This is a genomic window from Nitratireductor sp. PBL-C9 (genome assembly GCF_050877045.1).
GTDB classification, from domain to species: domain Bacteria; phylum Pseudomonadota; class Alphaproteobacteria; order Rhizobiales; family Rhizobiaceae; genus Nitratireductor; species Nitratireductor aquimarinus.
In genome coordinates, this window is the sequence record NZ_JBPAXW010000002.1 from 260,610 (window position 1) to 286,893 (window position 26,284).

At 61.5% G+C, this 26,284-nt stretch carries 23 protein-coding genes and 1 riboswitch; of the genes, 12 read left to right on the forward strand and 11 right to left on the reverse strand.

The features are described 5' to 3' along the window. Nucleotides 1–43 precede the first annotated feature (43 nt). Both ACRTG1_RS05180 and ACRTG1_RS05185 read left to right on the forward strand, forming a co-directional pair. The gene (locus ACRTG1_RS05180) at nt 44–934 is read left to right on the forward strand and encodes a helix-turn-helix transcriptional regulator (protein WP_206544502.1); all 891 of its coding nucleotides are present in this window, start codon (nt 44–46) and stop codon (nt 932–934) included. A 333-nt stretch (nt 935–1,267) separates the two neighbouring features. Beyond that, nucleotides 1,268–3,148: a glycosyltransferase gene (locus tag ACRTG1_RS05185; RefSeq protein WP_432515855.1), complete on the forward strand. Its 1,881-nt coding sequence runs from the start codon at nt 1,268–1,270 to the stop codon at nt 3,146–3,148. Nucleotides 3,149–3,276: 128 nt separating this feature from the next. Here ACRTG1_RS05185 and ppk2 read toward each other — a convergent pair whose 3' ends face one another. Next, nucleotides 3,277–4,176: a polyphosphate kinase 2 gene (gene ppk2 / locus ACRTG1_RS05190; protein WP_206548680.1), complete on the reverse strand. Its 900-nt coding sequence runs from the start codon at nt 4,174–4,176 to the stop codon at nt 3,277–3,279. Between the two features lie 143 nt (nt 4,177–4,319). On the opposite strand from ppk2, the gene ACRTG1_RS05195 reads away from it, so the two are divergent. Together ACRTG1_RS05195 and phoU are read left to right on the forward strand one after the other, a co-directional pair. Further along, a complete protein-coding gene (locus ACRTG1_RS05195; protein WP_113156144.1) occupies nt 4,320–5,510 on the forward strand; it encodes an ATP-binding protein in 1,191 nt (396 codons plus the stop codon). A gap of 126 nt (nt 5,511–5,636) precedes the next feature. Beyond that, nucleotides 5,637–6,353, forward strand: a complete 717-nt coding sequence (phoU, locus tag ACRTG1_RS05200; RefSeq protein ID WP_113156145.1) for a phosphate signaling complex protein PhoU — start codon at nt 5,637–5,639, stop codon at nt 6,351–6,353. A gap of 161 nt (nt 6,354–6,514) precedes the next feature. Here the strand turns inward: phoU and ACRTG1_RS05205 are convergent, their stop codons facing one another. After that, entirely contained in the window at nt 6,515–7,036 is a 522-nt protein-coding gene (locus ACRTG1_RS05205) for a GcrA family cell cycle regulator (RefSeq protein WP_113154008.1), read from the reverse strand. A gap of 373 nt (nt 7,037–7,409) precedes the next feature. Between ACRTG1_RS05205 and ACRTG1_RS05210 the strand changes: the two genes are divergently transcribed. The 3 genes from ACRTG1_RS05210 to ACRTG1_RS05220 are packed head-to-tail and all read left to right on the forward strand — an operon-like array spanning nt 7,410 to nt 10,523. Beyond that, nucleotides 7,410–8,603, forward strand: a complete 1,194-nt coding sequence (locus tag ACRTG1_RS05210) for an aspartate aminotransferase family protein (protein WP_317561420.1) — start codon at nt 7,410–7,412, stop codon at nt 8,601–8,603. Nucleotides 8,604–8,622: 19 nt separating this feature from the next. Then, a complete protein-coding gene (gene argF / locus ACRTG1_RS05215; protein ID WP_113154010.1) occupies nt 8,623–9,540 on the forward strand; it encodes an ornithine carbamoyltransferase in 918 nt (305 codons plus the stop codon). Then, nucleotides 9,522–10,523 (forward strand): Hsp33 family molecular chaperone, encoded by a 1,002-nt coding sequence (locus ACRTG1_RS05220; protein ID WP_206544505.1) that lies wholly within the window; start codon nt 9,522–9,524, stop codon nt 10,521–10,523. The genes argF and ACRTG1_RS05220 overlap by 19 nt, the downstream gene beginning before the upstream one ends. On the opposite strand, the gene apaG is transcribed toward ACRTG1_RS05220, so the two are convergent. After that, nucleotides 10,516–10,908, reverse strand: coding sequence for a Co2+/Mg2+ efflux protein ApaG (apaG, locus tag ACRTG1_RS05225; protein ID WP_113154011.1), 393 nt, complete (start codon nt 10,906–10,908; stop codon nt 10,516–10,518). The two genes, ACRTG1_RS05220 and apaG, sit on opposite strands and share 8 nt — an antisense overlap. A gap of 231 nt (nt 10,909–11,139) precedes the next feature. Here apaG and ACRTG1_RS05230 point away from each other — a divergent pair, with 231 nt between their 5' ends. Continuing rightward, nucleotides 11,140–11,745 carry a CDP-alcohol phosphatidyltransferase family protein gene (locus ACRTG1_RS05230; protein WP_206544506.1) on the forward strand — a complete coding sequence of 202 codons (606 nt, stop codon included), beginning with the start codon at nt 11,140–11,142 and terminating at the stop codon, nt 11,743–11,745. A gap of 26 nt (nt 11,746–11,771) precedes the next feature. Here ACRTG1_RS05230 and ACRTG1_RS05235 read toward each other — a convergent pair whose 3' ends face one another. Continuing rightward, on the reverse strand, nt 11,772–12,962 hold the full coding sequence (locus ACRTG1_RS05235) for an O-succinylhomoserine sulfhydrylase (RefSeq protein WP_206544507.1): 1,191 nt from the start codon (nt 12,960–12,962) through the stop codon (nt 11,772–11,774). A 50-nt stretch (nt 12,963–13,012) separates the two neighbouring features. Continuing rightward, nucleotides 13,013–13,090, reverse strand: a riboswitch (SAM riboswitch). Between the two features lie 84 nt (nt 13,091–13,174). On the opposite strand from ACRTG1_RS05235, the gene ACRTG1_RS05240 reads away from it, so the two are divergent. Continuing rightward, a complete protein-coding gene (locus tag ACRTG1_RS05240; RefSeq protein ID WP_299940529.1) occupies nt 13,175–14,266 on the forward strand; it encodes a 2'-deoxycytidine 5'-triphosphate deaminase in 1,092 nt (363 codons plus the stop codon). Nucleotides 14,267–14,275: 9 nt separating this feature from the next. Here the strand turns inward: ACRTG1_RS05240 and ACRTG1_RS05245 are convergent, their stop codons facing one another. From ACRTG1_RS05245 to ACRTG1_RS05265, 5 genes are all read right to left on the reverse strand, one after another. Further along, a complete protein-coding gene (locus ACRTG1_RS05245; RefSeq protein WP_283800381.1) occupies nt 14,276–15,073 on the reverse strand; it encodes an ion transporter in 798 nt (265 codons plus the stop codon). A gap of 229 nt (nt 15,074–15,302) precedes the next feature. After that, complete coding sequence (locus ACRTG1_RS05250; RefSeq protein WP_297564322.1) at nt 15,303–17,183, reverse strand: PhoX family protein; 1,881 nt, start codon at nt 17,181–17,183, stop codon at nt 15,303–15,305. Nucleotides 17,184–17,380: 197 nt separating this feature from the next. Beyond that, on the reverse strand, nt 17,381–18,817 hold the full coding sequence (locus ACRTG1_RS05255; RefSeq protein WP_206548675.1) for an NAD-dependent succinate-semialdehyde dehydrogenase: 1,437 nt from the start codon (nt 18,815–18,817) through the stop codon (nt 17,381–17,383). Between the two features lie 119 nt (nt 18,818–18,936). Continuing rightward, nucleotides 18,937–19,881 carry a LysR substrate-binding domain-containing protein gene (locus ACRTG1_RS05260; protein WP_206548674.1) on the reverse strand — a complete coding sequence of 315 codons (945 nt, stop codon included), beginning with the start codon at nt 19,879–19,881 and terminating at the stop codon, nt 18,937–18,939. Nucleotides 19,882–19,898: 17 nt separating this feature from the next. Beyond that, nucleotides 19,899–20,819: an aspartate dehydrogenase gene (locus tag ACRTG1_RS05265; RefSeq protein ID WP_432515856.1), complete on the reverse strand. Its 921-nt coding sequence runs from the start codon at nt 20,817–20,819 to the stop codon at nt 19,899–19,901. A gap of 44 nt (nt 20,820–20,863) precedes the next feature. On the opposite strand from ACRTG1_RS05265, the gene ACRTG1_RS05270 reads away from it, so the two are divergent. After that, complete coding sequence (locus ACRTG1_RS05270) at nt 20,864–21,817, forward strand: dihydrodipicolinate synthase family protein (RefSeq protein WP_206548672.1); 954 nt, start codon at nt 20,864–20,866, stop codon at nt 21,815–21,817. 176 nt (nt 21,818–21,993) lie between these two features. After that, complete coding sequence (locus ACRTG1_RS05275; RefSeq protein WP_206548671.1) at nt 21,994–22,536, forward strand: 3-hydroxyanthranilate 3,4-dioxygenase; 543 nt, start codon at nt 21,994–21,996, stop codon at nt 22,534–22,536. Nucleotides 22,537–22,629: 93 nt separating this feature from the next. On the opposite strand, the gene ACRTG1_RS05280 is transcribed toward ACRTG1_RS05275, so the two are convergent. Continuing rightward, complete coding sequence (locus ACRTG1_RS05280; protein WP_297561153.1) at nt 22,630–24,081, reverse strand: RimK family protein; 1,452 nt, start codon at nt 24,079–24,081, stop codon at nt 22,630–22,632. Beyond that, a complete protein-coding gene (locus tag ACRTG1_RS05285) occupies nt 24,078–24,554 on the reverse strand; it encodes a GNAT family N-acetyltransferase (protein ID WP_432515857.1) in 477 nt (158 codons plus the stop codon). Before ACRTG1_RS05285 ends, ACRTG1_RS05280 begins: the two co-directional genes overlap by 4 nt. Nucleotides 24,555–25,127: 573 nt before the next feature. Here ACRTG1_RS05285 and ACRTG1_RS05290 point away from each other — a divergent pair. After that, nucleotides 25,128–26,282, forward strand: coding sequence for an efflux RND transporter periplasmic adaptor subunit (locus ACRTG1_RS05290; protein ID WP_432515858.1), 1,155 nt, complete (start codon nt 25,128–25,130; stop codon nt 26,280–26,282). Nucleotides 26,283–26,284 lie beyond the last annotated feature (2 nt).

Consider the following 26,284-nt stretch of genomic DNA (forward strand, 5'->3'; position numbering starts at 1 on the left):
CTGGGGGTGAGTCGCGAGGAATGTGGGGCAGGGACAGGCATGTATGGGTGATTTCCGGGAAACGCGGGTTTTTGTTGACGCTATCCAGAAGGCGCAGACACCGGCAGCGATTTGCAACGTCCTGATCGCTTTTACGCAGCGTTTCGGGCTGCATACGGTGTGTGCGGGGACGCTGCCGCCCAGAGGAGCCGCACCCGGAGACCAGGTTGGGCACCTCGTTCTGAGCAGCTGGCCCCAGGAATGGATCGACCGATATGTCTCGCGCGGATACATTTTTCATGACCCGATCGTAAAACATGTCCGCGAAAGCGGAAATGCCGTTTTGTGGCGCGATATCCTGAATGATGTCGAGGAAACCCGTCAGACATCGAAAATGATGAGCGAGGCCAGGGGGTTCAAGCTGGTTGACGGCATTGCGATGTCTTTTCCTACCCTCGAAGGCAGCCAGATCATCATGTCTTTCGGAGGGGAAGAGGCCGAGCTTTCCAAGAAGGATCTCGGTGTCGTCTCTTTCGCGGCAACCTGTGCCGTTGCCCATGCGCTCGGGTTGCGCGGCGCGGATCGATATGGCGACCTGGACATGCTTGAAAAGGAATGCCTTCAGCTCGCCGCCCGTGGTCGCTCTCATTGTGAAATCTCCGAGCGGTTGTGCATCGATCATGACGAGGTCACGCATCACATCGAGCAGGCCAAGAGAAAGCTTGGTCCCGGTCACACGCTTTATCGCCTTGGGGAAGCGCCGCGCCTGACGCCGAGAGAGAAAGAATGTCTCGAATGGGCGGCTTTCGGAAAATCCGAATGGGAGGTTTCGCAGATACTCGGTATTTCCGAGCATACGGCGGAAAAACACCTGCTGAATGCCAAGACAAAGCTAGGGGCGGCCAATCGCGTGCATGCGGTTGCCGAAGCCATTCGCTGCGGCGTCTTCGACTAGGGCGTGCCTTTCTTTCAGAGTGCTATTTCTGGTTGACTGTGATTGGTGATTTATCCAGACTGAAATGCGGGGAAATCGAATTGATGGATTAATCATTCAATGGTGAGGTGAATGGATCGTTCGATTGTTGGGAGAGTTTTCGTATCGCTACTGTGTTTTGAATTTTGGCCGTTTGGGCCCGGATTTCATAGAAAACGAAGTTTCAGTTTTACCGAGAGCAACGCGTCCACATTGAATTAGGTGGTTGTCATGGACCATCTGATGAACACATCAAAGACAGACCGGGCCTCTGGCCATTTATCTGGTTCAGATCGTTCTGGTGGGGCAGGCGAAATGCCTGACGCTACAACACCATCGCCAGCCGCTGACTGGCTGCCCATTCTCAAGACACTTTCGATCACCGAAGCGGAAGCGCACGGCATTGAGGCGCGGGCGAAGCTTGCCGGCGTTTCGTTTCAGACGGAGCTGCTTGCGTCCGGTCTGGTGCCTGAACATGCGCTTTTTCGGGCGCTGGCAGACAATCTGGGGCTGGCCTTTCTGGCCAATCCCGATGCTGACGCGCTTGTCATGCGTGGGTGGCAGGGGCTGGCGGCGCTGGCGCAGCGTGGTGGCGCGCGGGTCAGCCTTTCCGTCGATGCGCGGGGGCAGTCCGTTGTCCTGATCGCGCCCGACCAGCTCAACATTCCCGCATTGCACTCTTTCGTGGAACGGTATCCGCGCGCATCGAAGCGCATTCGCGTGGTGCAGCCCAGCGCATTGCGGGATGCGATCACCAGGCGCTCGCGGGGCAGACTGATGCGGGTCGCCACGGAGCGGCTTTTCAGGGAAGCACCGGAGATGTCGGCGCGCATTGTGGTCAATGCCTGGCAGGGGGCGGCGCTCGGGGCTGCGGTGGTGTCGCTGCTTTTTGCGGCCGTCTTTGCGCCTTCTGCCACGCTGCTGGTGCTCCATGGCGCGTTTTCGCTGGCGTTCCTTTCCTGCGTCTTGCTGCGGGTGGTTGTCGGTTTGGGTGTCAAACGTTCGCCGGGGCCGCGCTTCACCACGATCGGGCCGGCTGACATGCCGGTCTATTCGGTTCTGGTGGCGCTTTACAAGGAAGCCGAGATCGTTCCCGATCTTCTGATGTCGCTTGGCAAGATCGTGTGGCCGCGCGCCAAGCTGGAAATCAAGCTGGTCTGCGAGGCGGATGACCATGAAACGCTTGCAGCGCTTCGGGCGCAGGAGCTGCGCCCCTATATCGAAGTGATTGAGGTGCCGGCGGGCGGCCCGCGCACAAAGCCAAAAGCGCTTTCCTACGCCCTGCCGATGACCTCCGGCGATTTTGTGGCGCTTTATGATGCGGAAGACAGGCCGCATCCGTTCCAGCTGGTGGAGGCCTGGAACGCTTTCGAGACTGCCGACGAGAAGCTGGCCTGTGTACAGGCGCCGCTGACCATATCCAACAGTCGGGAGAGCTGGATTTCAGCGATGTTCGCGCTGGAATACGCTGCGCTGTTTCGGGCGGTCCTTCCATGGCTGGCGCGATCCGGCTTGATGCTTCCGCTGGGTGGAACTTCCAATCATTTCCGGCGTGTGGCGCTGGAAGCGACGGGCGGCTGGGACCCTTATAATGTCACCGAGGACGCCGACCTCGGGGCGCGTCTCAGCCGCTTCGGCTATCGTGCGAGCGTCATCTGGAACCCGACGCAGGAAGATGCGCCCACGGATGTGCGCACATGGCTGCCGCAGCGCACGCGCTGGTTCAAGGGGTGGGCGCAGACATGGCTCGTCCATATGCGCAATCCGCAGTTGACCGCGCGCGAGCTGGGGCTGGGTTCTTTCGTGATCATGCAGGTTCTGTTCGCAGGGATGGTGCTCTCGGCGCTGGCTTATGGCTTTTTCTTCCTGACCGCATTCGGCGTCATCGTTTATCTGATGCTGGGCGGCGAGTTTCAGGCCTTCCAGCAGTCGCTGCTCTATATCGATATAGTGAACGTGGTTCTCGGGCACGGCGCGTTTCTGCTGCTCGGCTGGATGACCTTGCAGAAGACCGAGCGACCCGCCTTCTGGAAGCGGATCGTATGGACGCCGGCCTATTGGTGCCTGATGTCGGTGGCCGCATGGCGATGCATCTGGCAGCTCTACTGGACCCCGCATCACTGGGAGAAAACACCGCACAGGCGGCATAGCCGCGGTCATTTGCCGGTCGGAAAGGTTCAGGAGCGTCAGGTGTGATCCTGAAGGGCCGGTGTGCCGTAGCCTGGCTGCGGCGGTGTTTTTGAAACGGGCGTTCAGGCAGGGGGCGAAAGGTCGTGTGTCGGGCGTCTCCGCCCGACATTGCCGTTCCTGAATGCAGCTGGCCGTTAATCCAGGAAGCCGGGACCTGTGCCGATGATGAGCTGGTCTTCGGGGCCGATGGCGTCGAGATCGCGCCCGTCATAGGCAATGGCGAGCAATATGCGCCGAATGACCGCCAACCGTGCCCGGCGCTTGTCGTTGGCGCGTACCACCGTCCACGGCGCGTGGGCGCTGTGGGTGCGTTCCAGCATGGTGTCGCGGGCGCGGGAGTACGCGTCCCACTTTTGAATGCCGGCCACGTCCATGGGAGAGAATTTCCAGTATTTGAGCGCGCTGTGACGACGGTCATGAAAGCGCTCAAGCTGTGTTTCCTGGCCGATGTTCAGCCAGAATTTGAAGAAATGGATGCCGTCATTGACGATGGCCCGCTCGAAGTCGGGCGCTTCGTTCAGGAACTGCTCATGCTGCTCGGGCGTGCAGAAACCCATCACCGGCTCGACGCCGCCGCGATTGTACCAGGAGCGGTCGAAGGTCACCAATTCGCCGCTCGTCGGGAAATGGGTGACGTAACGCTGGAAATACCACTGCCCGCGCTCCGTCTCGGTGGGCTTGGGCAGCGCGACATTGCGGGCATTGCGCGGATTGAGATAGGTGCGAATGCGCGCAATCGTGCCGCCCTTGCCGGCAGCGTCTCGCCCTTCGAAGAGCGCCATCACCCGCGCGCCGCTTTTCTGCATCCATGCCTGCAGCTTTACCAGTTCGATCTGCAGCGTTTCGAGCTGCTTTTCGTAGTCGTCACGGTCCATTTTTTCGTCATATGGAAAACCGCCGGCTGTGAGTTCCCGCTCCTTGACCCAGTCAGGAAGGTCCGGTTCGTCAATGTCGAAAGTCCTTTCCTCGCCTGCAATCGTGAGCTTGAAAGGTTTGATTTTTTCGAGGGCAGGGTTTTCCAAAGGCTTGTTCATAAAACCGATCCTGAATCATGAGAGTGTCAATGCTATTTGCAGCTTGATACAAGGTCCAGCAGTGAAGACGGAATGACAATTCTTCTTCATAACAAGAGACCCTGAAGCGGGCGTGCCTGACGATCGCGGGAATGGACTTCGTAATGAGTGCGAATGAGAACAATGGGCAGGAAAATCAGGACGGCGTTGAGCGCGGTCTTGTTGCTCGTATCGGATCGGCCCTGAAAGCCGCTGGCGCCCTTTTTGCGGGCGCACGCAGCAATGGCAAGGCCGAGAAGCCGCGCCCGAAGAAGGGCGACATCAATTCATTGCCTGCCGTCTATCTGGCGGCGGCGGTGCTTGACCCGCTGTACATCTTCGACAGCAATGGCGGCATACTCTATGCCAATGAGGCGGCTGATCTTGCGTTCGGCCCTGTGTCGAAGAGCGTGTCGCTGCGCCTGAAATTCCGTGCGCCTGAAATGCATGAGCTGGTCGCCAAGGTGATCTCGGGTGCGGAGGAGTCCGTCGCGATCAATTATGCGGAGCGGGTGCCCGTCGAGCGCGCCTACCGGGTGGTGGCGAGCCGCATTGGCAATGATACTGGCCTTTATGTCCTGCTCTTCAAGGATCAGAGCGAAGCGCGCCGGATCGACCGGATGCGGGCGGACTTCATCGCCAATGCCAGCCATGAGCTGCGCACGCCGCTGGCCTCCGTTGCGGGCTTCATTGAAACGCTGCGCGGTCCGGCCCGCGATGACCCGGCGGCGCGGGAAAAGTTCCTGCAGATCATGCAGAACCAGACGCAGCGCATGGCGCGGCTCATCGATGATCTCCTGTCGCTGTCACGGCTGGAGATGAAGCCCTATCAGAAGCCGAGCACGCAACTCGATGTGGTGGAGCTCGTGAAGGGCGTGATGGAGTCCATGCGTCACATTGCCGGCGAGAATGATGTCGAGTTTGTTTCGGAGCTCGGTGTCAAACCGATGCTGATCGCAGGGCATTCCGATGAGCTTGTTCAGGTTTTCGAGAACCTGATCGAAAACGCCTGCAAATATGGCAGTGACGGTGAGCGTGTTATCGTATCGGCCGAACAGGCAAGCCCGATGGATGAGGTGCGGATCACGGTGCGCGACTTCGGTCCCGGTATTCCCGAAGAGCACATCCCGCGCATCACCGAGCGCTTCTATCGCGTGGATATCGAAACGAGCCGGATCCAGAAGGGGACGGGCCTCGGCCTTTCCATCGTGAAGCACATTCTGACGCGGCACGATGCGCGGCTTTCCGTGAAATCGGCGCCGGGAGAGGGCTCTTCGTTCACCGTTCATTTCCCGCCCGTGCCGCCGGCAGGGTAAGGCAGAACAGTCCGGGCGCAGATTGCGTCACCACTTTCATTTTACCGCCATCACAATAACTTAGTAGGGATGGCAGGCAACGAGGCCGACCGGGCTGAGAAGGCCGGGCTGAGAAGGATTGAAACCATGCAGACACAGCACACGATGCGGTCATTCGACGATGAGTTGAACTATCTGTCGGACCAGATTGCAGCCATGGGTGGCTATGCTGAGCGCATGGTGGCGGAATCCGTCGCTGCGCTCGTGCAGTCGGATGCCGCACTGGGCCGCAAGGTGGTCGAGGATGATCTGTTCCTTGATGAGAAGGAGCGGGAGATCGGTGAACGCGCCGTCATCATCATCGGCAAGCGCCAGCCGGTCGCCGACGATTTGCGCGAGATCGTGGGCGCCATTCGTATTTCATCGGATCTGGAGCGCATCGGCGATCTGGGCAAGAACATCGCAAAGCGCGTTGTTGCGGTGACCGAGGGCAGTCAGCCGATCCGTCTTTTCCGCGGGCTGGAAGCGCTGGCGAGCCTGGCGCTGACCCAGCTCAAGGAGGTGCTCGATGTCTATGCCTCCCGTTCCGTGGAGCGCATCGGTTTCGTGCGCGACCGGGATGAGGAAATCGACGCCATGTACACGTCGCTCTTTCGGGAGCTGCTCACCTACATGATGGAAGACCCGCGCAACATCACGGCCTGCACCCATCTTCTGTTCTGCGCCAAGAACATCGAACGCATCGGCGACCATGCGACCAATATCGCGGAAACGGTGCATCACATCGTGACGGGCCGGCAGTTACCGCTCGAGCGTCCAAAGGAAGATCAGAGCCACCGGGTTGTCGCGGCGCCCGAAAACTAGCCACGAGAGCGGGCAAGCAAGCCGGTAGCCGTTGATTGAGGCGAGGGCGAGGGGCTTCTCGCGCCCTCGGCCCGTGCGGTGCTTCAGATTTCACTCAGGCAAAGAAAAACCCGGCTGCGCATGATGCGAGCCGGGTAGTGCAGAGGAGAAGTCTTTCGCGATCAGCGCGCCCGGCGCCGCTCCGAAGCGGGCTGGTAGGCGATGCGCGAATGGTAGGCGCAGTAGGGGCCGCTCTCGCCGGCTTCGTTGCCGCAGAAGCTGAACTCTTCCGACAGCGGGTCGCCGTTCGGCCATTTGCACGTCGTTTCGGTGAGCTGCACCAGCTCCAGCTTGCGCGAGATCGGCACAACCACGTCCGAAACCGGACGGATATAGGTCTGGGCCACCGGCTCCTGATCGAACTGCGCCTGAAGCGCGGTTGCGCCGATGGACACCGTGGTTGGCCGCGTGGCGCGCGGACGACGCGTGGTGGTCGTCGTCGTGGTCGGCGCTGCGGTGGCTGCCTTCTTCTGGCGCGTGCGCGGGCTCGTTGCGCGACCGCGGCTGGAGAGTTTGAGGCGGTGCACCTTGCCGATCACGGCATTGCGGCTGACGCCGCCAAGCTGGGCTGCGATCTGGCTTGCGCTCAGTCCTTCCGCCCAAAGTTTCTTTAAGGTTTCGACTCTTTCGTCAGTCCAGTTCATCGGGACACGCTCCTGTCCAGCGTGCGGAATCCGAATCCAGTCTCGCTCAGCCAAAGCCGAGGGAGCACCATATAATCATGGTAGAAGTGGTCCGCCGCACAAAATGTAGTCTTTTTGCTTGACCAGAAACTACCTTATCGTCTGACTCCGTGACAAGAGTCCTTACCGTAAGCTGATTCGCTTTTTAGGGTTTTCCCCAATTTGCTGGTTTTCGGTGTCACCTGGCTGTCGTGCCGCGTGCGTTGACACTTATGCGGAAACAACCGATAAATCCCGTAGTGCCGCCCTTGGGGCGGCATTTTGATTTCATCCTTCTGCACGCGCGTCCGCGCGAGGCAGGAACCAATTCTCAGGCTCAGCGGAGACCGTGTGGATGCGTGAATCTGCGCTTTATGGAACTTATGCCCGTCAACCCCTCGCATTCGAGCGCGGCGAGGGCTGCTGGATCGAAACGGCTGATGGCGAGCGTTATCTCGATTTCGCTGCCGGCATTGCCGTCAATTCACTGGGGCATGCGCACCCGCACCTCGTAGAGGCGCTGACGGAACAGGCCGGCAAGCTCTGGCATGTCTCCAATGTCTATGAAATTCCCGGTCAGGCCCGTCTGGGCGAGCGCCTTGCAGAGAGCAGCTTTGCCGAGAAGGTGTTCTTCACCAATTCGGGCGCAGAGGCGCTGGAATGCGCGATCAAGACGGCGCGACGCTATCACCATGTGAACGGCCAGCCCGAGCGTATCCGCATCATCACGTTCGAGGGCGCGTTCCACGGTCGCACGCTCGCTACCATCGCTGCCGGCGGACAGGCGAAGTATCTTGAAGGTTTCGGCCCCAAGGTCGAAGGTTTCGATCAGGTGCCGTTCGGGGACGAGGAAGCGCTCTTAAAGGCGATCGGCCCGGAAACGGCGGCTATCCTTGTGGAGCCGATCCAGGGTGAGGGCGGTGTGCGCCCGGTTCCCAATGCATTCATGCGTCGTCTGCGCGAGCTTTGCGACCGGCACGGTCTGCTGCTCATCCTTGATGAGGTGCAGAGCGGCGTCGGGCGCACGGGCAAGCTGTTTGCCCATGAGTGGGCCGAGATCACGCCGGATCTGATGGCGGTTGCCAAGGGCATTGGCGGCGGTTTCCCGCTCGGCGCATGCCTTGCCACGGCCGAGGCTGCCAAGGGCATGACGCCCGGCACCCATGGCACGACGTTTGGTGGCAATCCGCTCGCCATGGCGGTCGGCAATGCTGTGCTCGATGTGGTGCTGGAGGACGGTTTCCTCGAAAACATCGCCGCGCGCGGCCTCCAGCTCAAGCAGGGGCTTGCCGCCGTTGCCGACGAGTTCCCTGATGTGATCGAGGGTATTCGCGGTGAAGGTCTGATGATCGGCATCAAATGCAAGGTGCAGAACCTGCGCCTTCTGGAAGCCCTGCGCGACCAGAAGATGCTGGTGGTGCCGGCTGGCGACAATGTGCTGCGTCTGTTGCCGCCATTGATCGTGACCGAAGACGAAATTCGCGAGGCGGTGAAGCGCATTCACGATGCCGCTGCTGCGGTGAACGCGACCGAAAAAGCCGATGCTTGATAAAACCAGGGAGACGGGCATGGCCAGCGGTCTTCGCCACTTCATTGATCTTTCGACCGTGGACGCGCAGGACCTGCGTTTCATGCTGGACGATGCGCGTGCGCGCAAGGAGCGTCTGAAAGCCGGCGAGCGCGAGAAGCCGCTCGAGGGCAAGGCGCTTGCCATGATCTTCGACAAGCCGTCGACGCGCACCCGCGTGTCGTTCGATGTCGGCATGCGTCAGCTGGGCGGCGAGACCATCATGCTGACCGGCGCGGAGATGCAGCTTGGCCGCTCGGAAACCATCGCTGACACGGCGAAGGTTCTGTCGCGCTATGTCGATGCGATCATGATCCGCACCACGGCGCATGAGCGCCTGCTGGAGCTGGCGGAAAATGCGACGGTCCCGGTTATCAACGCCCTGACCGATGATACGCATCCCTGTCAGATCATGGCCGATATCCTCACCTTCGAGGAGCATCGCGGCCCGGTGAAGGACAAGCTGTTCGCCTGGACCGGCGACGGCAACAATGTTCTGCACTCGCTCATCGAGGCATCGGCGCGCATGGATTTCCGTCTCAACATCGCGGTGCCGAAGGGCAGCGAGCCGGACGCGAAATATGTCGAGTGGGCGCGCGCCAATGGTGGCCGCATCACCTTCACCAAGACCGCAGAAGAAGCGGTGGCGGACGCCGACTGTGTCGTCACGGACACCTGGGTTTCGATGGGCCAGGAGCATCGCGCGCGCGGCGGCAACGTGTTCATGCCCTACCAGGTGAACGAAGCGCTGATGAAACACGCCAGGTCCGACGCGCTGTTCATGCACTGCCTGCCGGCGCATCGCGGCGAAGAAGTGACCGACGAGGTTATTGACGGCCCGCATTCAGTGGTGTTTGACGAGGCTGAAAACCGTCTTCACGCACAGAAAGCAGTCCTTGCATGGTGTTTAACCCGGTGACGAGCGAAGCGAGAAAATTGGGCGAGTTCGGCTTCGCCGGCGACGATCACGTCGTGCCCTTCGATGTGGAACCTTTGGATGTGCGCGGCCGCGCGGTCCAGCTCGGGCCGATGCTCGACCAGATTCTCGCCCGTCACACCTATCCCGAACCGGTGGCGCGGCTGCTTGCCGAAGTGATCGTGCTCACGGTGCTTCTGGGCAGCTCGCTCAAATTCGAGGGCAAGTTCATCGTGCAGACCCGTTCCGACGGGCCGGTGGACATGCTGGTTGCCGATTTCGCGACGCCGAGCTCGGTGCGCGCCTATGCGCGGTTCGATGAGGACCGTCTGGCGCAGGCCGTTGAAGCGGGCAAGGATTCGCCTGAAGATCTGCTCGGTGCCGGCGTTCTGGCGCTGACGGTGGATCAGGGCTCGGACATGCAGCGCTATCAGGGCATCGTCCAGCTCGACGGCACCAATCTCGAAGACGTGGCGAAGACCTATTTCCGCCAGTCCGAACAGATCCCGACCGAGGTGCGGCTTGGCGTGGCCAAGATGGTTCTGCCGGGCGCCGATGGCGGCCAGGAACACTGGCGCGCGGGTGGCGTTCTCCTGCAGTTTCTGCCGGCTTCGCATGAGCGCATGCGCGGCGCGGATCTGCACGGCGGTGACGGCGACGAGAACCATGACGGCTCGACGCATCCCGAAGACGATGCCTGGCAGGAAGCGCGCATGCTGCTTTCCACGGCCGAGATGACCGAGCTGGTCGATCCCACCGTGGGATCGGAGCGGCTTCTCTATCGCCTGTTCCACGAGCATGGCGTGCGTGTCTATGAAGGCACGAACGTGCTGGACGACTGCTCCTGCTCGCGCGACAAGATCAAGGCGGTTCTGGACGGTTTTACGCCGGAAGAGCTGGCTGAGAGCACGGATGAAGGCTCCATCCGTGTGACCTGCGAGTTCTGCTCGACGGAATACGTGTTCGACCCCGCCGACTTCAGTTGATCCGTGCGGCCGCGCCCGGCAGGTCGAGCGAAAAGGCCGGGATGTCCACATCGAAGAATGCACCATGCGGACCGCGCATGGTGTAGCGTCCGACCATGATGCCCGAGGGGGCGGTAAGCGGGCACCCGGAGGTGTAGGTGTAGCTGTCGCCGGGTTGCAGCACCGGCTGTTCGCCGACCACGCCCTCGCCACGCACTTCCTGCACCCGTCCCGTTTCATCGGTGATGTGCCAGTAGCGCGAAACCACCTGAACGGTTTCGGGCGAATGGTTGGTGATGGTGATCCGATAGGCCCAGACGAAATGACGGCTTTCCGGGTCCGACTGGGACGACAGATAGCTGGGCTCGGCGCACACTTCGATGGATTGGGTGACGGTTCGATACATTGGGGCAAGCTCTTGCTGGACGCGCCACGCGAGCATCGCGTTGCGCGTCTTCATGAAAGACCGCGACTATAGCAGAAATTACGGCAGAGCTCATGGCGTCTTCGCTCAGGAAGGCCCCGTAATGCTCCCCAGTGACGCTCCCCATAACGTTCCCATGACGCCATTGTGAGCGGCATGAGAGCAGGAAAGACGCTAATCATGGGCCGTTCAGCAGGGAAACAGTGGTGAAACATGCTTGACGGTTGGGCGCACCGAAAGATCGATCCCGGATTGTCGGCCATGGCGACGCAGCTCGCGGCGGTCGGGGTGCGCGCGAACGCCATCACTTATGCAGGTCTGGTTCTGGGGCTGGCGGCAGCGGCGGCCATCGCATTCGGCGCTTATTGGGCCGGACTGGCGCTTGTTCTCGCCAGTCGCCTGTGCGACGGGCTGGATGGCGCTGTGGCGCGGATCAACGGCAAGACAGATTTCGGCGGCTATCTCGACATTGTGCTCGATTTCGCCTTTTACGGCGCGGTGCCGCTTGGCTTCATCATTGCAGATCCGGAGGCCAACGCCATTGCCGGCGGGGTGTTGCTTCTGGCGTTCTACGTCAATGGGGCGAGCTTTCTCGCCTATGCGGTGATGGCCGAAAAACACCGTCTCAAGAGCAGGGCGCGGGGCGAGAAATCGCTGTTCTTCACCACGGGGCTGGCCGAGGCCAGCGAGACGCTGGCCGTGTTCGTGGCCATGTGCCTTTTCCCGCAATGGTTCGCGATCTTTGCCTACGCCTTTGCTCTCATCACGCTCTACACGACCGTGTCGCGCATCGTGCTGGCGGCAGGCCGGTTCGGTTGAACCGGCCCGGAGCGCGGGGCTGAGGTTTAGACCGCGTCCAGCGCGCGCTCGACATCGGCGACAAGGTCGTCGCCGTCTTCGAGCCCCACCGAAAGGCGCAGCGTGCCATCGCCAATGCCAAGCTCGGCGCGCGCCTCGTCCGACAGGTTCTTGTGCGTCGTCGTGGCGGGATGTGTGATGAGGCTCTTGGCGTCGCCCAGATTGTTGGAAATCTGGAAGATTTTCAGCGCATTCTCAAACGCAAAGGCTTCCTTCTTGCCGCCCTTCAGTTCGACGCAGAGAAGCGTCGAGCCACCCTTCATCTGTTTGGCGATGATGTCGGCCTGCGGGTGGTCCTTGCGGCCGGGATAGATGACGCGCGCGATCTTCGGATGCCCGGCGAGCAGATCCGCGATGCGGCCTGCGCTCTCGGTCTGCTGGCGCACGCGCAGCGGCAGTGTCTCCAGCCCCTTGAGCAGCGTCCAGGCGTTGAACGGCGAGAGGCTCGGCCCAGTGTGACGGAAGAAATCCTGCAGGTGCTCGTCCACCCACTCCCGGTCCGAAAGCACGACGCCGCCAAGGCAACGGCCCTGACCGTCAATATGCTTGGTGGCGGAGTAGACGACCACGTGTGCGCCAAGCTCCAGCGGCTTTTGCAGGAGCGGCGTGGCGAACACGTTGTCGACCACCAGTCGCCCGCCGATTTCGTTCGCAAGTGCGGCTACACCGGCGATGTCGGCCACTTCCAGCGTCGGGTTGGTCGGGCTTTCGAGGAAGAACAGCCTGGTGTTGGGCCGCACGGCGGCTTTCCAGTTCTCAAGCTTTGCGCCATCGATCAGCGTGGTTTCGATGCCGTAGCGCGGCATCAGCGTCTCGACCACCCAGCGACAGGAGCCGAACAAAGCGCGGCCGGCGACCACGTGATCGCCCGCCTTGAGAGAACAGAGAAGGGCGGCGGTGACGGCAGCCATGCCGGATGACATGGCGCGGGCTTCTTCTGCACCCTCCAGCGCACACATGCGGCGCTCGAACATGTCCACGGTGGGGTTTGCATAGCGCGAGTAAACGAAACCGGGCTCTTCGCCCTTGAAGCGCGCCTCGGCGGCTTCCGCGCTGTCATAAACGAAGCCCTGAGTCAGATAGAGCGCTTCTGAGGTCTCGCCGAAATGCGAGCGGGTGACCCCGCCATGCACGAGGGCTGTCTGTGGTTTCCAGTTGTCTTCGAAATGATCGGTCATCGCTTCTTTACCCAACAAAAAAACCGGCCGCGAAAAGTCGCATGCCGGTTCGTCCATCGAGCGCGGCCTTTTAGCGACTTCTTTAACGTGGCTGCAAGCCGACCGGCCAAATCACCACGGGATAAAGGTCCATTAGACCCTCAAGCGCCTTGCGTCAACGACAAGCGGCGCTAAACCTCGTTCAATTAAACCCTGTGCAAGGAGAAGGGGCGTTGGCAAAAGCGGGAATTCTGCCGGACAAGGACATCGCGGCACTGTTCGACAACGGGGCGCTGGCCTCGGCCCGCCCACTGGACCCTGACCAGATCCAGCCGGCCAGTCTCGACCTCAGGCTTGGCGCTGTGGCGTATCGCGTGCGCGCCAGCTTCCTGCCCGGTCCCAACCATCGCGTTTCGGAAAAGCTCGAACGGCTCAAGCTGCACGAGATCCAGCTGGGCGAGGGGGCGGTTCTGGAAACCGGCTGTGTTTACATCGTGCCGCTTCTGGAAGGGCTCGACCTGCCGGATGGCATCTCGGCTTCCGCCAATCCGAAAAGCTCAACCGGCCGGCTCGACATCTTCACGCGCGTGATGACCGACAATGGCCAGGAGTTCGACAAGATCCCCGCCGGCTATTCCGGCCCGCTCTACATGGAAGTGAGCCCGCGCACCTTCCCCATCGTCGTGCGTACCGGCTCGCGCCTGTCGCAGATCCGTTTCCGCACCGGCAAGGCGCTGCTTGATGAAAGCGCGCTTTCTGACCTGCATGCGCGTGAAACGCTGGTCGCGGCGGAAGAGCCGAACATCACCAAGGGCGGCATTGCGCTTTCAGTGGATCTGAGTGGCGACGCCAACGGGCTGATCGGCTACCGCGCGAAGCATCACACGGCGCTGATCGACGTGGACAAGCGCGACCAGCACGAGGTTGCCGATTTCTGGGAACCGCTCACCGGCGATGGCGCTGGCGGCCTGATCCTTGATCCGGACGAGTTTTATATTCTCGTGTCGCAGGAGGCGGTGCATGTGCCGCCTTTCCATGCCGCCGAGATGACGCCTTTCGATCCGCTGGTGGGCGAATTCCGCGTTCACTATGCCGGCTTCTTCGATCCCGGTTTCGGCCATTCATCGGCAGGCGGCACCGGCAGCCGCGCCGTTCTGGAAGTGCGCAGCCACGAAGTCCCGTTCATTCTCGAACATGGACAGATCGTTGGCCGGCTCGTCTATGAGCGGATGCTGTCGCGGCCGAGCGCGCTCTATGGCGCGGACCTGAAGTCAAACTATCAGGGCCAGTCGCTCAAGCTCTCCAAGCATTTCCGGATGCGCTGATCATTCCGATCAGCGCTCCGCTCTCTGCTTTTCGGCATTCATCGCCTGCACTTCTTTGCGCAGGGCGCGGATTTCATCGAGGATGACTTCCTGCTCGGCCTGTAGCGCCGTGCGCTCTGCCGATGCTTCCTCATCATGCTCGGCCTGCATGGCCGAGACGATGATACCGATGAAGAGGTTGAGCACCGTGAAGGTGGTGGAGACGATGAAGGGGATGAAGAACATCCAGGCAAGCGGATAGACTTCCATCACCGGTCGCACGATGCCCATCGACCAGCTTTCCAGCGTCATGATCTGGAACAGCGAATAGGCCGAATGACCGATCGTGCCGAACCAGTCTGGGAAGGATGCGCCGAAAAGCTTCGTCGCCATCACGGCGAACACATAATAGACGAGGCCGAGCAGCAGCATGATGGAGCCCATGCCGGGCAGCGCCGCGACAAGGCCGCCAACGACCCGGCGCAGCGACGGCACCATGCTGACCAGCCGCAACACACGCAGAATGCGCAGGGCGCGCAGCACCGAGAGGCCGGCCGTTGCCGGCACCAGCGCGATGCCCACGATCAAGAGATCGAAGATGCGCCAGGGATCGCGGAAGAAATTCTTCTGGTAGACCGCGAAGCGCGCCATGAGTTCCAGCACGAAGACGCCGAGGATTGCCCGGTCGATCGTCAGCAGCAGCGGGCCAACGGCGGCCATGGCGCGCTCTGAGGTTTCAAGCCCGAGCGTGACGGCGTTGATGACGATGAGGACGGTGATGACCGCCTCGAAACGGCGGGATTCAATCAGGCTCTTGAGCGCTTGCACGGTGTGGTGATCCGGTTGGTGAATTGCATTATGCGGGGCGGCTGACAGGTGGGGTGGAAATGTGTCTGCGTCAAGCCGTCATAAACGGCTCGTTTTGAAACGAAAAGGGCTGTCCGCTGTGCGGGTCAAGAGAGTGAGCGGGATGGTGCGCCATCTCCGAATTCGCCCCCGCATGCAAAAGGGGACGCCCCGCAGGACGTCCCCTTTCTGATCTGCAGGCAGCGGGCAATCAGCCGATGGCCTGGCCATCTTCGCGCCAGACCGCGATGACCGCCGAGCGCGGCTTGCCGTTTCCGTCCGGCCAGTTGCCGCCCGGATGCTGGATGCCGACAAAGGCGACCTTGCCGTCCGGCGACCAGCTGAGGCCGGTCACTTCCGCGCCGTTCGGCGCGGTCAGGAAGCGGGCGATCTCGCCGGTTTCGGGATTGCCGACCAGCATCTGGTTGTTGCCCTGGCCAGCGAACTCGCCTTCATTGCTGTCGTCGCCATCGGTCTGGATCCACAGCATGCCATCGGAGGAGAAGGCCATGCCGTCGGGCGAGTTGAACATGTTGCCTTCGTTGACGTTTTCCGAGCCGGCATAGACGTTGTCGTAGACGGTCGGGTTGCCGGCCATGACGTAGAGATCCCAGGTGAAGCCGTCTGCGCCATGGTCTTCGCCAGCCGGGCGCCAGCGCACGATCTGACCGTAATTGTTTGTCTCGCGCGGGTTGGGGCCGCCCACCGGCTGTTCATCACCGCCGGCATTGGCCTTCACGCCACGGTTCTTGTTGTTGGTGAGAGCGCAATACACCTCCACGCGCAGCGGGTTTGCGGCAACCCATTCGGGGCGGTCCATGGTGGTCGCGCCGACCTTGGAGCCCGCCATGCGCGAGAACACCAGAATGTCCGCCAGTTCCATGCCCGTGCTTTCCGGGGTCAGCGGCAGCCACTCGCCGGTCATGTCGTCATTGAACTTTGCGACATAGAGCGTGCCGTTCGACAGCAGGCCATCGGTCGGCTGGCCTTCGGCCCAGCTCTTGTCGGAGACATATTTGTAGATGAACTCGCCGCGCTCGTCGTCGCCCATATAGACCACGATGCGACCGTCGGCGGCCTGCACCATCTCGGCGTTTTCGTGCTTGAAGCGGCCGAGTGCGGTGTGCTTGACCGGGGTGGAGGACGGGTCGCGCGGGTCGATCTCCGTGACCCAGCCATGGCGGTTCGGCTCGTTGGGCTCTTTTGCGAGGTCGAAGCGCTCTTCAAACTTTTCGTAGGCGTAGCGGCCTTCGCCGCCGATGCCGTAGCGCTTTTCGCCTTCCGTCGCTTCACGCTCGGCGGTCGCACCGAAATAGCCATTGAAGTTTTCTTCGCAGGTCAGATAGGTGCCCCAGAGCGTCTTGCCGGAGCCGCAATTGTTCATCGTGCCCTTGGGCGAAACGCCTTCAGGATCTGCGTTGGTCTTGACCAGATCGGAGCCGGCGGCGGGGCCGTCCATCGTCATCTGCGTTTCATGGGTGATGCGACGGTTGTAGGGGCTGTCGAGCACGACTTCATAGCCGTCGCCGCTGTCGGCGATCTCGAGCACGGTGACGCCCTGCATGTTCTTGAGAAGACGCACTTCATCGGCGTTCTGCGGCATGCCTTCGGAGGCGGCCGGCAGGTTGATTTTCGGATTCACATATTCCGAATTGATCGCGAGGATCGTCTTGTCGCCATCGACAAAGGTTTCCATGCCGTCGGTGTTCTCACCGAACACCTTGTCGGACATGTCGACGGACACGCCCGTTTCCGGCGAATAGGCGCCCTCGGCTTCCTTGAAAAGCGGATCGCCCCAGCGCACCAGCGTCTTCCAGGCGTAGCCTTTCGGGACGTGAATGTCGTGGTCGGTGGCGATGCCAATCGGCTCGAACGCGAAGGCTGAGACTTGCGCCTTTGCGGAGGTGGTGGAGGAGAGAACTCCGCTGCCCATCACGGCTGCGGCAGAGCCGAAGGCAAGCACGCCGCCCAGAAAGCCACGGCGCGAAATAGCGCGCTCGACAACCGCATCGAAGCCATTGGCATCGGGGCGGGGATCGCGCATTTCATCGAATTCATCCCAGGAGAGATTGACGATATCCTGCTTTTTCATGACGGCATTCCTCTGGCTTTGTGCTGGACCGAGCCGACCTGTCTCGGCAAATGCCCAGACTCCTAGCGGAGGCGTGCGACGGTGATTTGACAGCCGGTGGAAAGTCGCGGGCCTGAGGGGAAAGCGAATATCGGCGGGTGAGGAGCCGTGGGATTGGCGGGTGCGCTCACGGTTGGCGGCGCGCACCCGCACCCGGATCAAACAATCGTCATGCTGTGCGACACGTTCTTGACGACCATGTAGTTGTGCAGGCCCTCGGTGCCGCCTTCGCGCCCATAGCCGCTGGACTTCACGCCGCCGAACGGCGTTTCCGGCAAAGAGGCCTCCAGTGTGTTGAAGGAGAGGTTGCCCGCCTCCACGCCGTCGGTCATGCGGTCGATATAGTCGGCGCGGTTGGTGAACCCATAGGCTGCGAGGCCGTAAGGCACCGAGTTGGCCTTCTCAATCGCCTCGTCCAGCGAGCTTACCGGATTGATGACGGCCAGCGGGCCGAACGGTTCTTCCTGCATTACCCTGGCATCGTCGGGGACGTTCACCAGAACGGTCGGCTGGAAGAAATACCCGGCATTGCTCATGCGTGCGCCGCCGGTGCGCACCTCGGCGCCCCTGGCGCGGGCGTCCTCGACCAGAGCACTGAGCGCGGGGAGGCGGCGCTCATTGGCCAGCGGCCCCATTTCGACACCCGGCTCGACGCCGTTTCCAACCAAGGTTTGAGCAGCGCGTTTCACGAAGGCATCGGCATATTCGTCGAAGATGCTTTCATGCACGAAGAAGCGCGTGGGCGACGTGCAGACCTGTCCGGCATTGCGCATCTTGCGAACCGCACCGCTGATCGCGGCCTTCTGCACATCCGTGTCTTCGCAGACGATCACGGGCGCGTGCCCGCCGAGCTCCATCAGCACCGGGGTCATGTGTTCGGAAGCGAGCGTCGTCAGCTGCCTGCCCACCGCCGTCGATCCGGTGAAGGCGACGAGCCGCACCGCGTCGTGCCGGATAAGGTGATCGGAAATCATGGCGGGCGTGCCGAAGACGAGGTTCAAAACGCCTTTGGGAAGGCCGGCATCATGAAACGCGCGGGCGATGTGCAGCGCGCCGGCCGGCGTCTCTTCCGCAGCCTTGAGGATGATCGAGCACCCCGAGGCGAGCGCGCCTGCAACCTTCCGCGCCGGCTGGCTCATCGGAAAGTTCCACGGCGAAAGACCGGCAACCACGCCGATGGGCTGGTGATGAACCATGTAGCGCACGCCCGGAGCAGACGGGATGACACGGCCATAGGTGCGCACTGCCTCGCCCGCATCCCACTCCAGGAACTCGCAGCCACGAATGACTTCCAGCCGCGCCTGAGAGAGCGGCTTTCCATGTTCGGCGGTGATCGACTGTGCGATCTCTTCCTGCCGCTCGCGCATGAGCGCGGAGGCCCTGAGAATGATGTCCGCACGGTCTCTGGGCGCGGTCCGGCTCCACACGCGGAAGCCTTCCTGCGCGGCGGCCAGCGCATCGTCCAGATCGGCAATGTCTGCATGCGGCAATCGGCCGATTTCCTGTTCGGTTGCGGGGTTCACGACCGGAAGGTCATCTGCCGTTTTGCGCCACTCTCCACCGATATAGAGGTGTAGTTCCGGATAGGTGCTCATCATGCCCTCGTAAGACTGTATTTCGGGGCAAAGGTCTCATTCGGGCAGGTATGTTCTCAAGGAAATTGACCAAATACGGATATCCGATTGCGTGATAGCAGGCGTCTGCCGGCCAGCGCTCAGATATCCGTGGCCACCTTTCGCAGAACGTTCAGAAAGGCGGCGCCTGCGGGCGAAAGGCTTTGCTCGCCGCGGTGCGAAACGCCCACCGGACCGGCGCCGAAGGGAACGGCCCAGTCGATGCGGGCCAGAAGCCCGTGTTCGATGTCGAGTGACGCCACATGGGCTGGCATGAGGCCGACGAAATCATGCGTTTGCAGCAATGTGCGGTTGGCGAGGTAGGAGATCGACTCGATGGCCGTGGGCGGGGTGTATTGCCCCTGCCGCACGAAATACTGATCTGTCTGCCGCCGCAGGGTCGTCTCAAGCGGCGGGAGTATCCAGCCGAAGGGCATGAGCTGCTCGAAGGTGACGGAACTCTGCTGCGCCAGCGGATGCTGTGTCCCGGTCACGGCCACGACGCGTTCATCGAAGAACTTTTCCTGCTCGACCTTTGAGCGATGCCTGTGGCTGGGCAGGCGACCGACCACCATGTCGATCTCGCCGGAGAGCAGTGCGGGCATGAGAACTTCGTTGGTGCCCTCGACGATCTTGATCGCCACTTTGGGCCGTTCCTGCAACAGCTTCTCGATGGCGAAGGGCAGGAGGGTCGGCGAGGCTGCCAAAAGCGTGCCGACCACGACGCGCCCGCTGTTGCCCTCGTTCAGATCATCGAGTTCCTGCGCGGCGTTTGAAACCTGCGCGAAGATCAGCTTGCCGTGCCGTATCAGCGATGCGCCGAAAACGGTCGGAACCACGCCGCGATTTGTGCGCTCGAAGAGTTTCACCTCGAAGTCGAGTTCCAGGTCCTGAATCATCTTGGTGGCGGCGGGCTGTGAGATGCCCAAATGGCGCGCCGCGTTCTGGATGTTGCCGTGTTGTCCCACAGCGATGAGAAGCCGGAGCTGACGCAGCTTCAGGCGGGTCAATGCGCGCTCGACGATGCGGGAATGACGCGTGATCACGAGACTCGCCTCCCTGCCTAGAGCGTAACGGTCTGCCGCTGCCGCATGATCGCGGCCACGACGCTCATGGCGGCAAGGGCTGAGCTACGGGGATTGTCAGGCAGCGCGCGGCCCTCGATGCGGAAGGAAAACTGTCCGAAGCCACCCTCGGCGTGAACCTCATGAATGTTGGCGGACACTGCCGGGTCGGCAATGAGCCTGACCTTCGTGGCGTCGAACCCCAAACCGGCAATCGCCACTGCGGCTGCCACATTGGCATTCTTCGGGTAGCGCGTCGCTGCCTCGCCTGCCGTTCCCTCGAAATGGATCCCGGCGCTTTGAAGCGCATCGAGGTCGAGCACGTTTTCGGCGGGCGATCCCTTCCATCCCAATGGCGGTTTCCTTCCGACATAGGTGACTGCATCCAGCCCGCCAACCGATGCCGCCTGAAGGCAGTCGAGCGCGCCAATCGCACCACTTGCAAGATGAAGCCGGGCAGAGCCCTGCGCGCCGGCGGTTTCCAGTGCCCGCAGCAGGGCGGTGTCAGCCAGTGCGCCAAGCGACACGGTCACCAGATCGCGGCCACTGCGGAGTATTGCGGGGCCGTGTTCGCTCAGCGCCGCGTGTCCCGCGCAATCGACCATCAGATCGACATCCGCCGGCAACGTCTCGACGCTGGCCACACGGAGAATCCCGTCATCGGTGGCCTCGTCCAGGCGCGCCGGGCGCACCATCAGGACACTGGTTGTGATCCCGCGTTCATCAAGTTGCCGGCGCACATACCGTCCGATTGCGCCGTCGCCGATTATGCCGATCTTCATCCAAGCCTCCTGAAACCAGTGATCACGTATAAAGTAAATGCACGCGGCCTTGATATAGATTTTTTGAATATCCAATTCGGCGCAATGCGTTTGGTTTCGCGGCCAGTTCAGGATTGTGTTGGCAGCATCTTCCGCCATCTCGGGCGGTTTCCAAACTGCATGCCAGCCAGGAACGACAGCAAATGAAATACGCCAAACATGAAGCCAAGGCCTATGCGCGCGAAACAATGCGGGGCATCTGGGCCGCTGCGCTGAACCCCTTCGATGCGAACCTGGCTATGGATGAAGCCGGACTGCGCCGGAACATCCGGCACTGGATCGATGATCTGGAGATCAAGGGGCTGTTCGTGGCTGGCAAGCAGGGCGAATTCTGGTCCATGTCGCTTGAAGAGCGCAAGCGCAACATGACGGTGGCCGCCGACGAATGCGGCGACAAGGCCGGTACGATCATGTCCATTTCGGATCAGAATGTGGACACTGTCGTCGAGCTTGGCCGTCACGCGGAAGCGTGTGGCGCCGATTATGTTGTCGTTCATGCGCCGATGCTGAGCTTCTGCCACGACCGCGATGAGGTTCTCTACAACTATTACAAATATCTCTGCGACCGGCTGGATATCGGCATCGCCATGTGGAGCCATCCCGACAGCGGTTATCTCATGGAGCCGGAGACCTGCGCACGCGTGGCGGAACTGCCCAACATCATGGCGATCAAATATTCGGTCCCGCGCGAGATGTATGTGCGTCTGACGCAGATGGTCGGCGACAAGATCCTCGTTTCCACCTCGGCCGAGGATGAGTGGCTGGACAATATCGAGGAGCTGGGCTGGCAGCTCTATCTCTGCTCCTCTCCGCCCTATCTGCTCCAGACCGCCAATGACCGGCGGATGCATGAATACACGCAGCTGGCCTTTGCCGGAAAGTTCGCCGAGGCGCGCCGCGTGCGCGACAGCCTCAACCCGGTGCGCGAAGCGATCCGCAGCACCAAGCCGGGCGGCAAGCCCACTGCACACGGCAAATATTGGCAGGAACTTCTCGGTCAGGTCGGTGGGCGCGTGCGTCATCCGATGCTCGAACTGACGGAAGCCGAGAAAGCCGCAACCAGCGCGGCGTTCGAGAGCAGCGGGCTGCTGCTTTAAACCTTTGGGCATCTGGCCGGGGCGCGTCCCCGGCCCCTGGCTTCATCGCTGCACTGCGGTGGCTGTCGAAAGCCAGGAGCGGGCCGGGTATGCCCATTTTCGATAGCTGCATAGCCGGTTCACGTTTGAGGCGCTGCCGGCTTTGCAGCAAGCTGAGGGCAAACAGGGAGGTTTCCATGTCGAGACTTAAAGCGTTCAACTTCAAGGCCTGGATCGACGAGCACCGCCATCTGCTCAAGCCGCCGGTCGGCAATCAGCAGATCTGGGAGGATGCCGATCTGATGGTCACCGTCGTTGGCGGGCCGAACAAACGCACGGACTATCACGACGATCCGGTGGAAGAGTTCTTCTACCAGCTCGAAGGGGATATGGTTCTCAAGATCTATGACGGCGAGGAATTCTACGACGTCCCGATCCGGGAGGGCGAAATCTTCCTGCTGCCGCCGCATGTCCGCCACTCGCCACAGCGGCCCCAGGAGGGGTCCATCGGCCTTGTGGTCGAGCCCAAACGGCAGCCGGGAGAGCTGGACGCGGTCGAATGGTACTGTTTCGATTGCGGAACGCTGGTCCATCGCGCCGAGCTGCAGCTTCAGTCCATCGTCGAAGACCTGCCGCCGGTCTACAAGAAGTTTTACGCTTCGGAAGAAGACCGCACCTGCCCGAACTGCGGAACGGTGCATCCCGGCAAGGAGCCGCCGGAAGGCTGGGTCACGCTCTGACGCGCCCCCGGCTGCCCGAGCCCCTTACCGGGCGTGGGCGTCAAAACAACCTGCCCGGCCAGTCGGGCAGGTGACTGGCCGCAGAGATGTTTTTCAGCGCTCCAGCCGGTCGATGAACCACTGTGTCAGACGGGTCCAGACTTCGTCTTTCTCTCCGGCATCCTCGCAGCCGTGATCCAGATTGGGATTGTCGTTGACCTCGATGACGTGAATGCCCTCCGGTGTCGCCTTGATGTCGACGCCGTAGAGGCCGCTTCCGATGCAGCGGGCGGCGCGCACTGCGGTATCGAGAACGTCAGCCGGCGTTTCGGTCAGTCGGAACGAGCGGAAGCCCCCTTCGTCGGGACGGCCCTGCCGCTCGTGATTGACGATCTGCCAGTGCTTCTTCGCCATGAGATACTGCACGGAGAAGAGGGGCTCGCCATCGAGAACCCCGATGCGCCAGTCAAACGCGGTCGGCAGAAACTTCTGCGCGATGAGAAGGTCGGAATCTTCCAGCCATTTCATCGCCAGTGTTTTCAATTCGGCCATGTTCGAGGCCTTCTTCACGCCGCGCGAAAACGAGCTGTCTGGCGTTTTGAGCACCAGCGGAAAACCCAGCAGGTCAGCCGCGCGTTCAAGATCGGCGGGGCCGGCAATCATCACGGTCGGCGGAACCGCCACGCGGTGCGTTGCCATCAACTCGTTCAGGTAGACCTTGTTGGTGCAGCGGATCATCGAGAGAGGATCGTCGATGACCGGCATCCCTTCCTGCTGCGCACGGCGTGCAAACCGATATGTGTGGTTGGAGATGGACGTTGTCTCGCGGATGAAAAGGGCGTCGAAATTTGCCAGCCGCGGCAGGTCCTTCCGCGTGATCGGCTCCACCTCCACGCCCATCCGGGCAGCAATGCGCGACCAGTGCTTCAATGAGGCCACGCTCGATGGCGGCAGTTCCTCTCGCGGGTCGATCAGCGTTGCGAAACTGTAGCGTGCCGGAACGCGGGTGCGGCTGTCGCGCCACTGCCGGCTGGTATAGCTGTGCAGGGAGGCGGTGAAGCGTTCTTTCTCCGCCGCGCTCATGCGCGATAGCGGGCGAAAGCCGATGCGCGTGATCGTCGCCCATTCTCCGTCCTTGATGGCGACTTCGAGCGCGGGAGCGCGAAACCAGTCGAACAGGAGTTTTGCAAAACGCTCCCAGCCCCTGTCGGGACCAATGCCAAAGAACACGCTGACGCTTGCAGGAAAGACGCCGCCTGTCTCCGCCCGGCAGCGATTGAGCGCCTGCTCCAGTTCGGGAAGTGCGTTTTCATAGAGTTTGCGCGCCGACAGGTCGATCATGGTTTCGACCGAGGGAATGACGCGATGGCCGCGAGAGCTCGCCAGCAGCGATGCATAATATCCGCGGCTCTGATAGGCGTAGCTGGACGACAAGTTGATGATTTTCGGCCGCTGGCCCCGAAACAGGGCTGGATGCGCCAGGTAATCGCGATTGGTGATGATCTTGTAAGGGGTGGCGGTCTCGTCGAGGTCGCCTTTCTTGCCTGTCAGGATGACCCAACTCATCTGGGGCCGCTCTCCGTGTTGAAAGCGCGTAACGCCTTTTCGTAGCGAAGCGCGCTCATGCCGTCTTGATAGTAATTCTCGTATCGGCCGAATGGGTGATAGCCGGCGCGCTGATAGAGCCGGATCGCCCCTTTATTGTCTTCCCGCACTTCCAGCCGCACCGCGCGCAGGCCCCTGTCCAGCACCCGGCGTTCGAGTTCCAGAAGCAGAGCCGCCGCCACGCCCCTGCCGCTTTCGGCAGGATCAACCGCGATGGAATAAAGCCGCGCAATGGTGCTGGTGCGCCGGGTCAACGCCAGCGCATAGCCAATGATGCGCCCGTCTTCCTCGGTCGCACAGATGATGGCGCTCTTCGCCTCCATCAGGCGTCTCAAGGAGCGGCGCGACAGCCTGTCGCCGGGGAACGCTGCATTCTCAATCGCAAGCAGCGCTTCGAGGTCGCGTGCATGTGGCGTTCGAATATCAAACGGCATGCCGCCACCGCCCTGACGTGAAAAATGTGCCTAAGGTCTCAAGACCGTCCCCGGTGGCCGGAAAGGCGTATGTGGTGCGAGAACATTCCCCGGAATGGAAATGCAAAGTGAGAACCTCGAAATGGCCGCGCTGGCGGCCTGGGCCCGGATCAGTGAATGGAGCGTATCTTACGCCTTCTCACTTCTCCGCGCCATCGTTTCTCATCGATGCGAAGCAGATTGTGCGAACCTGGGTGGTGCGGTCGTGGTCGGTCAGGTTGAAAAGCATGATGTCGCTCCGGCGAGCCGCGGGACGTTGCACCAGGGCTCTGGGCGCGGGCTTCATGTGACGGCACGGGCCGGACGGATGCCGTGCAGCGTATCCCCGTGCATGAGATGAGCTGCATGTATGACGAGGTGGCCGTTTCGCTTGCCGATGAGCGCGCGGTGATCGTCGCCAGCGATCAAAAAAGCAAAATTGCGCATCCTCTGGACTCTGAGGTTGCGCCGTATATTGTTTAATTAGCCGTTTATATTAGCGAAACCGTGTTGCGCCTTGGGGTGGCACCGGTTGAGGCCGGAGGGAGGGGTTAGATGTCCAGAAACCGCAGCAGTCGCGTGTCCGGTCTGAGGTTTGACAGAGGGCGCAACGCAACGGGGGCATTGCTCCTTTCCGCGCTGTTCCTGATGGGCGGTTCTGCAAACTCGGTCGCTCAGGACATGCCGCCGCCGGCGGTGGTCGTGGAACCCGTTGCATTGGTGGATGTCGGGGAGACCGCTGTCTTCAACGGTCGGCTTGAGGCGGAGAAGCGTGTGGCCATCAGGCCGCGTGTCGCCGGAACCCTGGAGAGCATCGATTTTCAGCCGGGTGATCGGGTGAACAAGGGCGATATCCTTTTCCAGATTGATGATGACCTTTATGCCGCCGCCGTTAAAGAAGCGGAAGGCGCTGTGCGGTCTGCAGAGGCGCTGCAAAAGTCTGCCGAGCTTGAAAGGGAGCGGCAGGCGGAACTGGTCAAGCGGCAGGCCACGTCGCAGGCCATGCTGGACAACGCCATTGCAAATCTCGGCAATGCCGATGGCGCGCTCATTCGGGCGCGTGCGGCTCTGGAGCGGGCGGAACTCAATCTCTCTTACACCAGTGTGGAAGCGCCTTTTGCGGGGCGTCTTAGCGCTGCGACAGTTGATGAAGGTGCGCTCATCGGTCCTGAGGGCGGCCCCCTTGTCGCGCTCACGCAACTCGATCCGATCCACGTTATCTTTCCCGTGCCAACCGCGGTCTATCGTGACTATTCCGAGCGCGTTCAGGCAGGGGCGGCCAGCACCAAAGCGTCTGTAAACCTGGTGCTCGCAAACGGGTCGGAGTATTCGCTGCCGGGAGATCTCGACTTCATTGAAAGCACGGTCAGTCCCGGCACGGACTCGATCAATCTCCGCGCGCGCTTTGACAATGCCGATGGCGTTTTGCTGGATCAGGAACTGGTTCGCGTCGTACTCGCGGCAAGCGAGCCGGAACCCCAGCTCACTGTGGATCAGCGCTCCGTGCTTCACGATCTGAGCGGCACCTATGTGATGGTCGTGAATGGCGAGAATGTCGTCGAGCAGCGCAGGGTCGAGATCGATCGAACCGTTGGCGGGCGTTCCGTTATCAGAACGGGGGTCACAGAGGGTGAGAATGTGATCACGGATGGTCTGAACAAGGTTCGGCCAGGAATTGTGGTGGATGCAGCTTTAGCTTCGGGGAGCTGATC

Coding starts and splice junctions, on each gene's coding strand:
- ACRTG1_RS05270 (WP_206548672.1), top strand. CDS start 20,864: ATGAAATACGCCAAACATGAAGCCAAGGCCTATGCGCGCGAAACAATG.
- argF (WP_113154010.1), top strand. CDS start 8,623: ATGGCCAGCGGTCTTCGCCACTTCATTGATCTTTCGACCGTGGACGCG.
- ACRTG1_RS05290 (WP_432515858.1), top strand. CDS start 25,128: ATGTCCAGAAACCGCAGCAGTCGCGTGTCCGGTCTGAGGTTTGACAGA.
- ACRTG1_RS05210 (WP_317561420.1), top strand. CDS start 7,410: ATGCGTGAATCTGCGCTTTATGGAACTTATGCCCGTCAACCCCTCGCA.
- ACRTG1_RS05185 (WP_432515855.1), top strand. CDS start 1,268: ATGCCTGACGCTACAACACCATCGCCAGCCGCTGACTGGCTGCCCATT.
- ACRTG1_RS05275 (WP_206548671.1), top strand. CDS start 21,994: ATGTCGAGACTTAAAGCGTTCAACTTCAAGGCCTGGATCGACGAGCAC.
- ACRTG1_RS05205 (WP_113154008.1), bottom strand. CDS start 7,036: ATGAACTGGACTGACGAAAGAGTCGAAACCTTAAAGAAACTTTGGGCG.
- ppk2 (WP_206548680.1), bottom strand. CDS start 4,176: ATGAACAAGCCTTTGGAAAACCCTGCCCTCGAAAAAATCAAACCTTTC.
- ACRTG1_RS05250 (WP_297564322.1), bottom strand. CDS start 17,183: ATGAAAAAGCAGGATATCGTCAATCTCTCCTGGGATGAATTCGATGAA.
- apaG (WP_113154011.1), bottom strand. CDS start 10,908: ATGTATCGAACCGTCACCCAATCCATCGAAGTGTGCGCCGAGCCCAGC.
- phoU (WP_113156145.1), top strand. CDS start 5,637: ATGCAGACACAGCACACGATGCGGTCATTCGACGATGAGTTGAACTAT.
- ACRTG1_RS05180 (WP_206544502.1), top strand. CDS start 44: ATGGGTGATTTCCGGGAAACGCGGGTTTTTGTTGACGCTATCCAGAAG.
- ACRTG1_RS05220 (WP_206544505.1), top strand. CDS start 9,522: ATGGTGTTTAACCCGGTGACGAGCGAAGCGAGAAAATTGGGCGAGTTC.
- ACRTG1_RS05255 (WP_206548675.1), bottom strand. CDS start 18,817: ATGAGCACCTATCCGGAACTACACCTCTATATCGGTGGAGAGTGGCGC.
- ACRTG1_RS05265 (WP_432515856.1), bottom strand. CDS start 20,819: ATGGCGGAAGATGCTGCCAACACAATCCTGAACTGGCCGCGAAACCAA.
- ACRTG1_RS05195 (WP_113156144.1), top strand. CDS start 4,320: ATGAGTGCGAATGAGAACAATGGGCAGGAAAATCAGGACGGCGTTGAG.
- ACRTG1_RS05235 (WP_206544507.1), bottom strand. CDS start 12,962: ATGACCGATCATTTCGAAGACAACTGGAAACCACAGACAGCCCTCGTG.
- ACRTG1_RS05285 (WP_432515857.1), bottom strand. CDS start 24,554: ATGCCGTTTGATATTCGAACGCCACATGCACGCGACCTCGAAGCGCTG.
- ACRTG1_RS05230 (WP_206544506.1), top strand. CDS start 11,140: ATGCTTGACGGTTGGGCGCACCGAAAGATCGATCCCGGATTGTCGGCC.
- ACRTG1_RS05280 (WP_297561153.1), bottom strand. CDS start 24,081: ATGAGTTGGGTCATCCTGACAGGCAAGAAAGGCGACCTCGACGAGACC.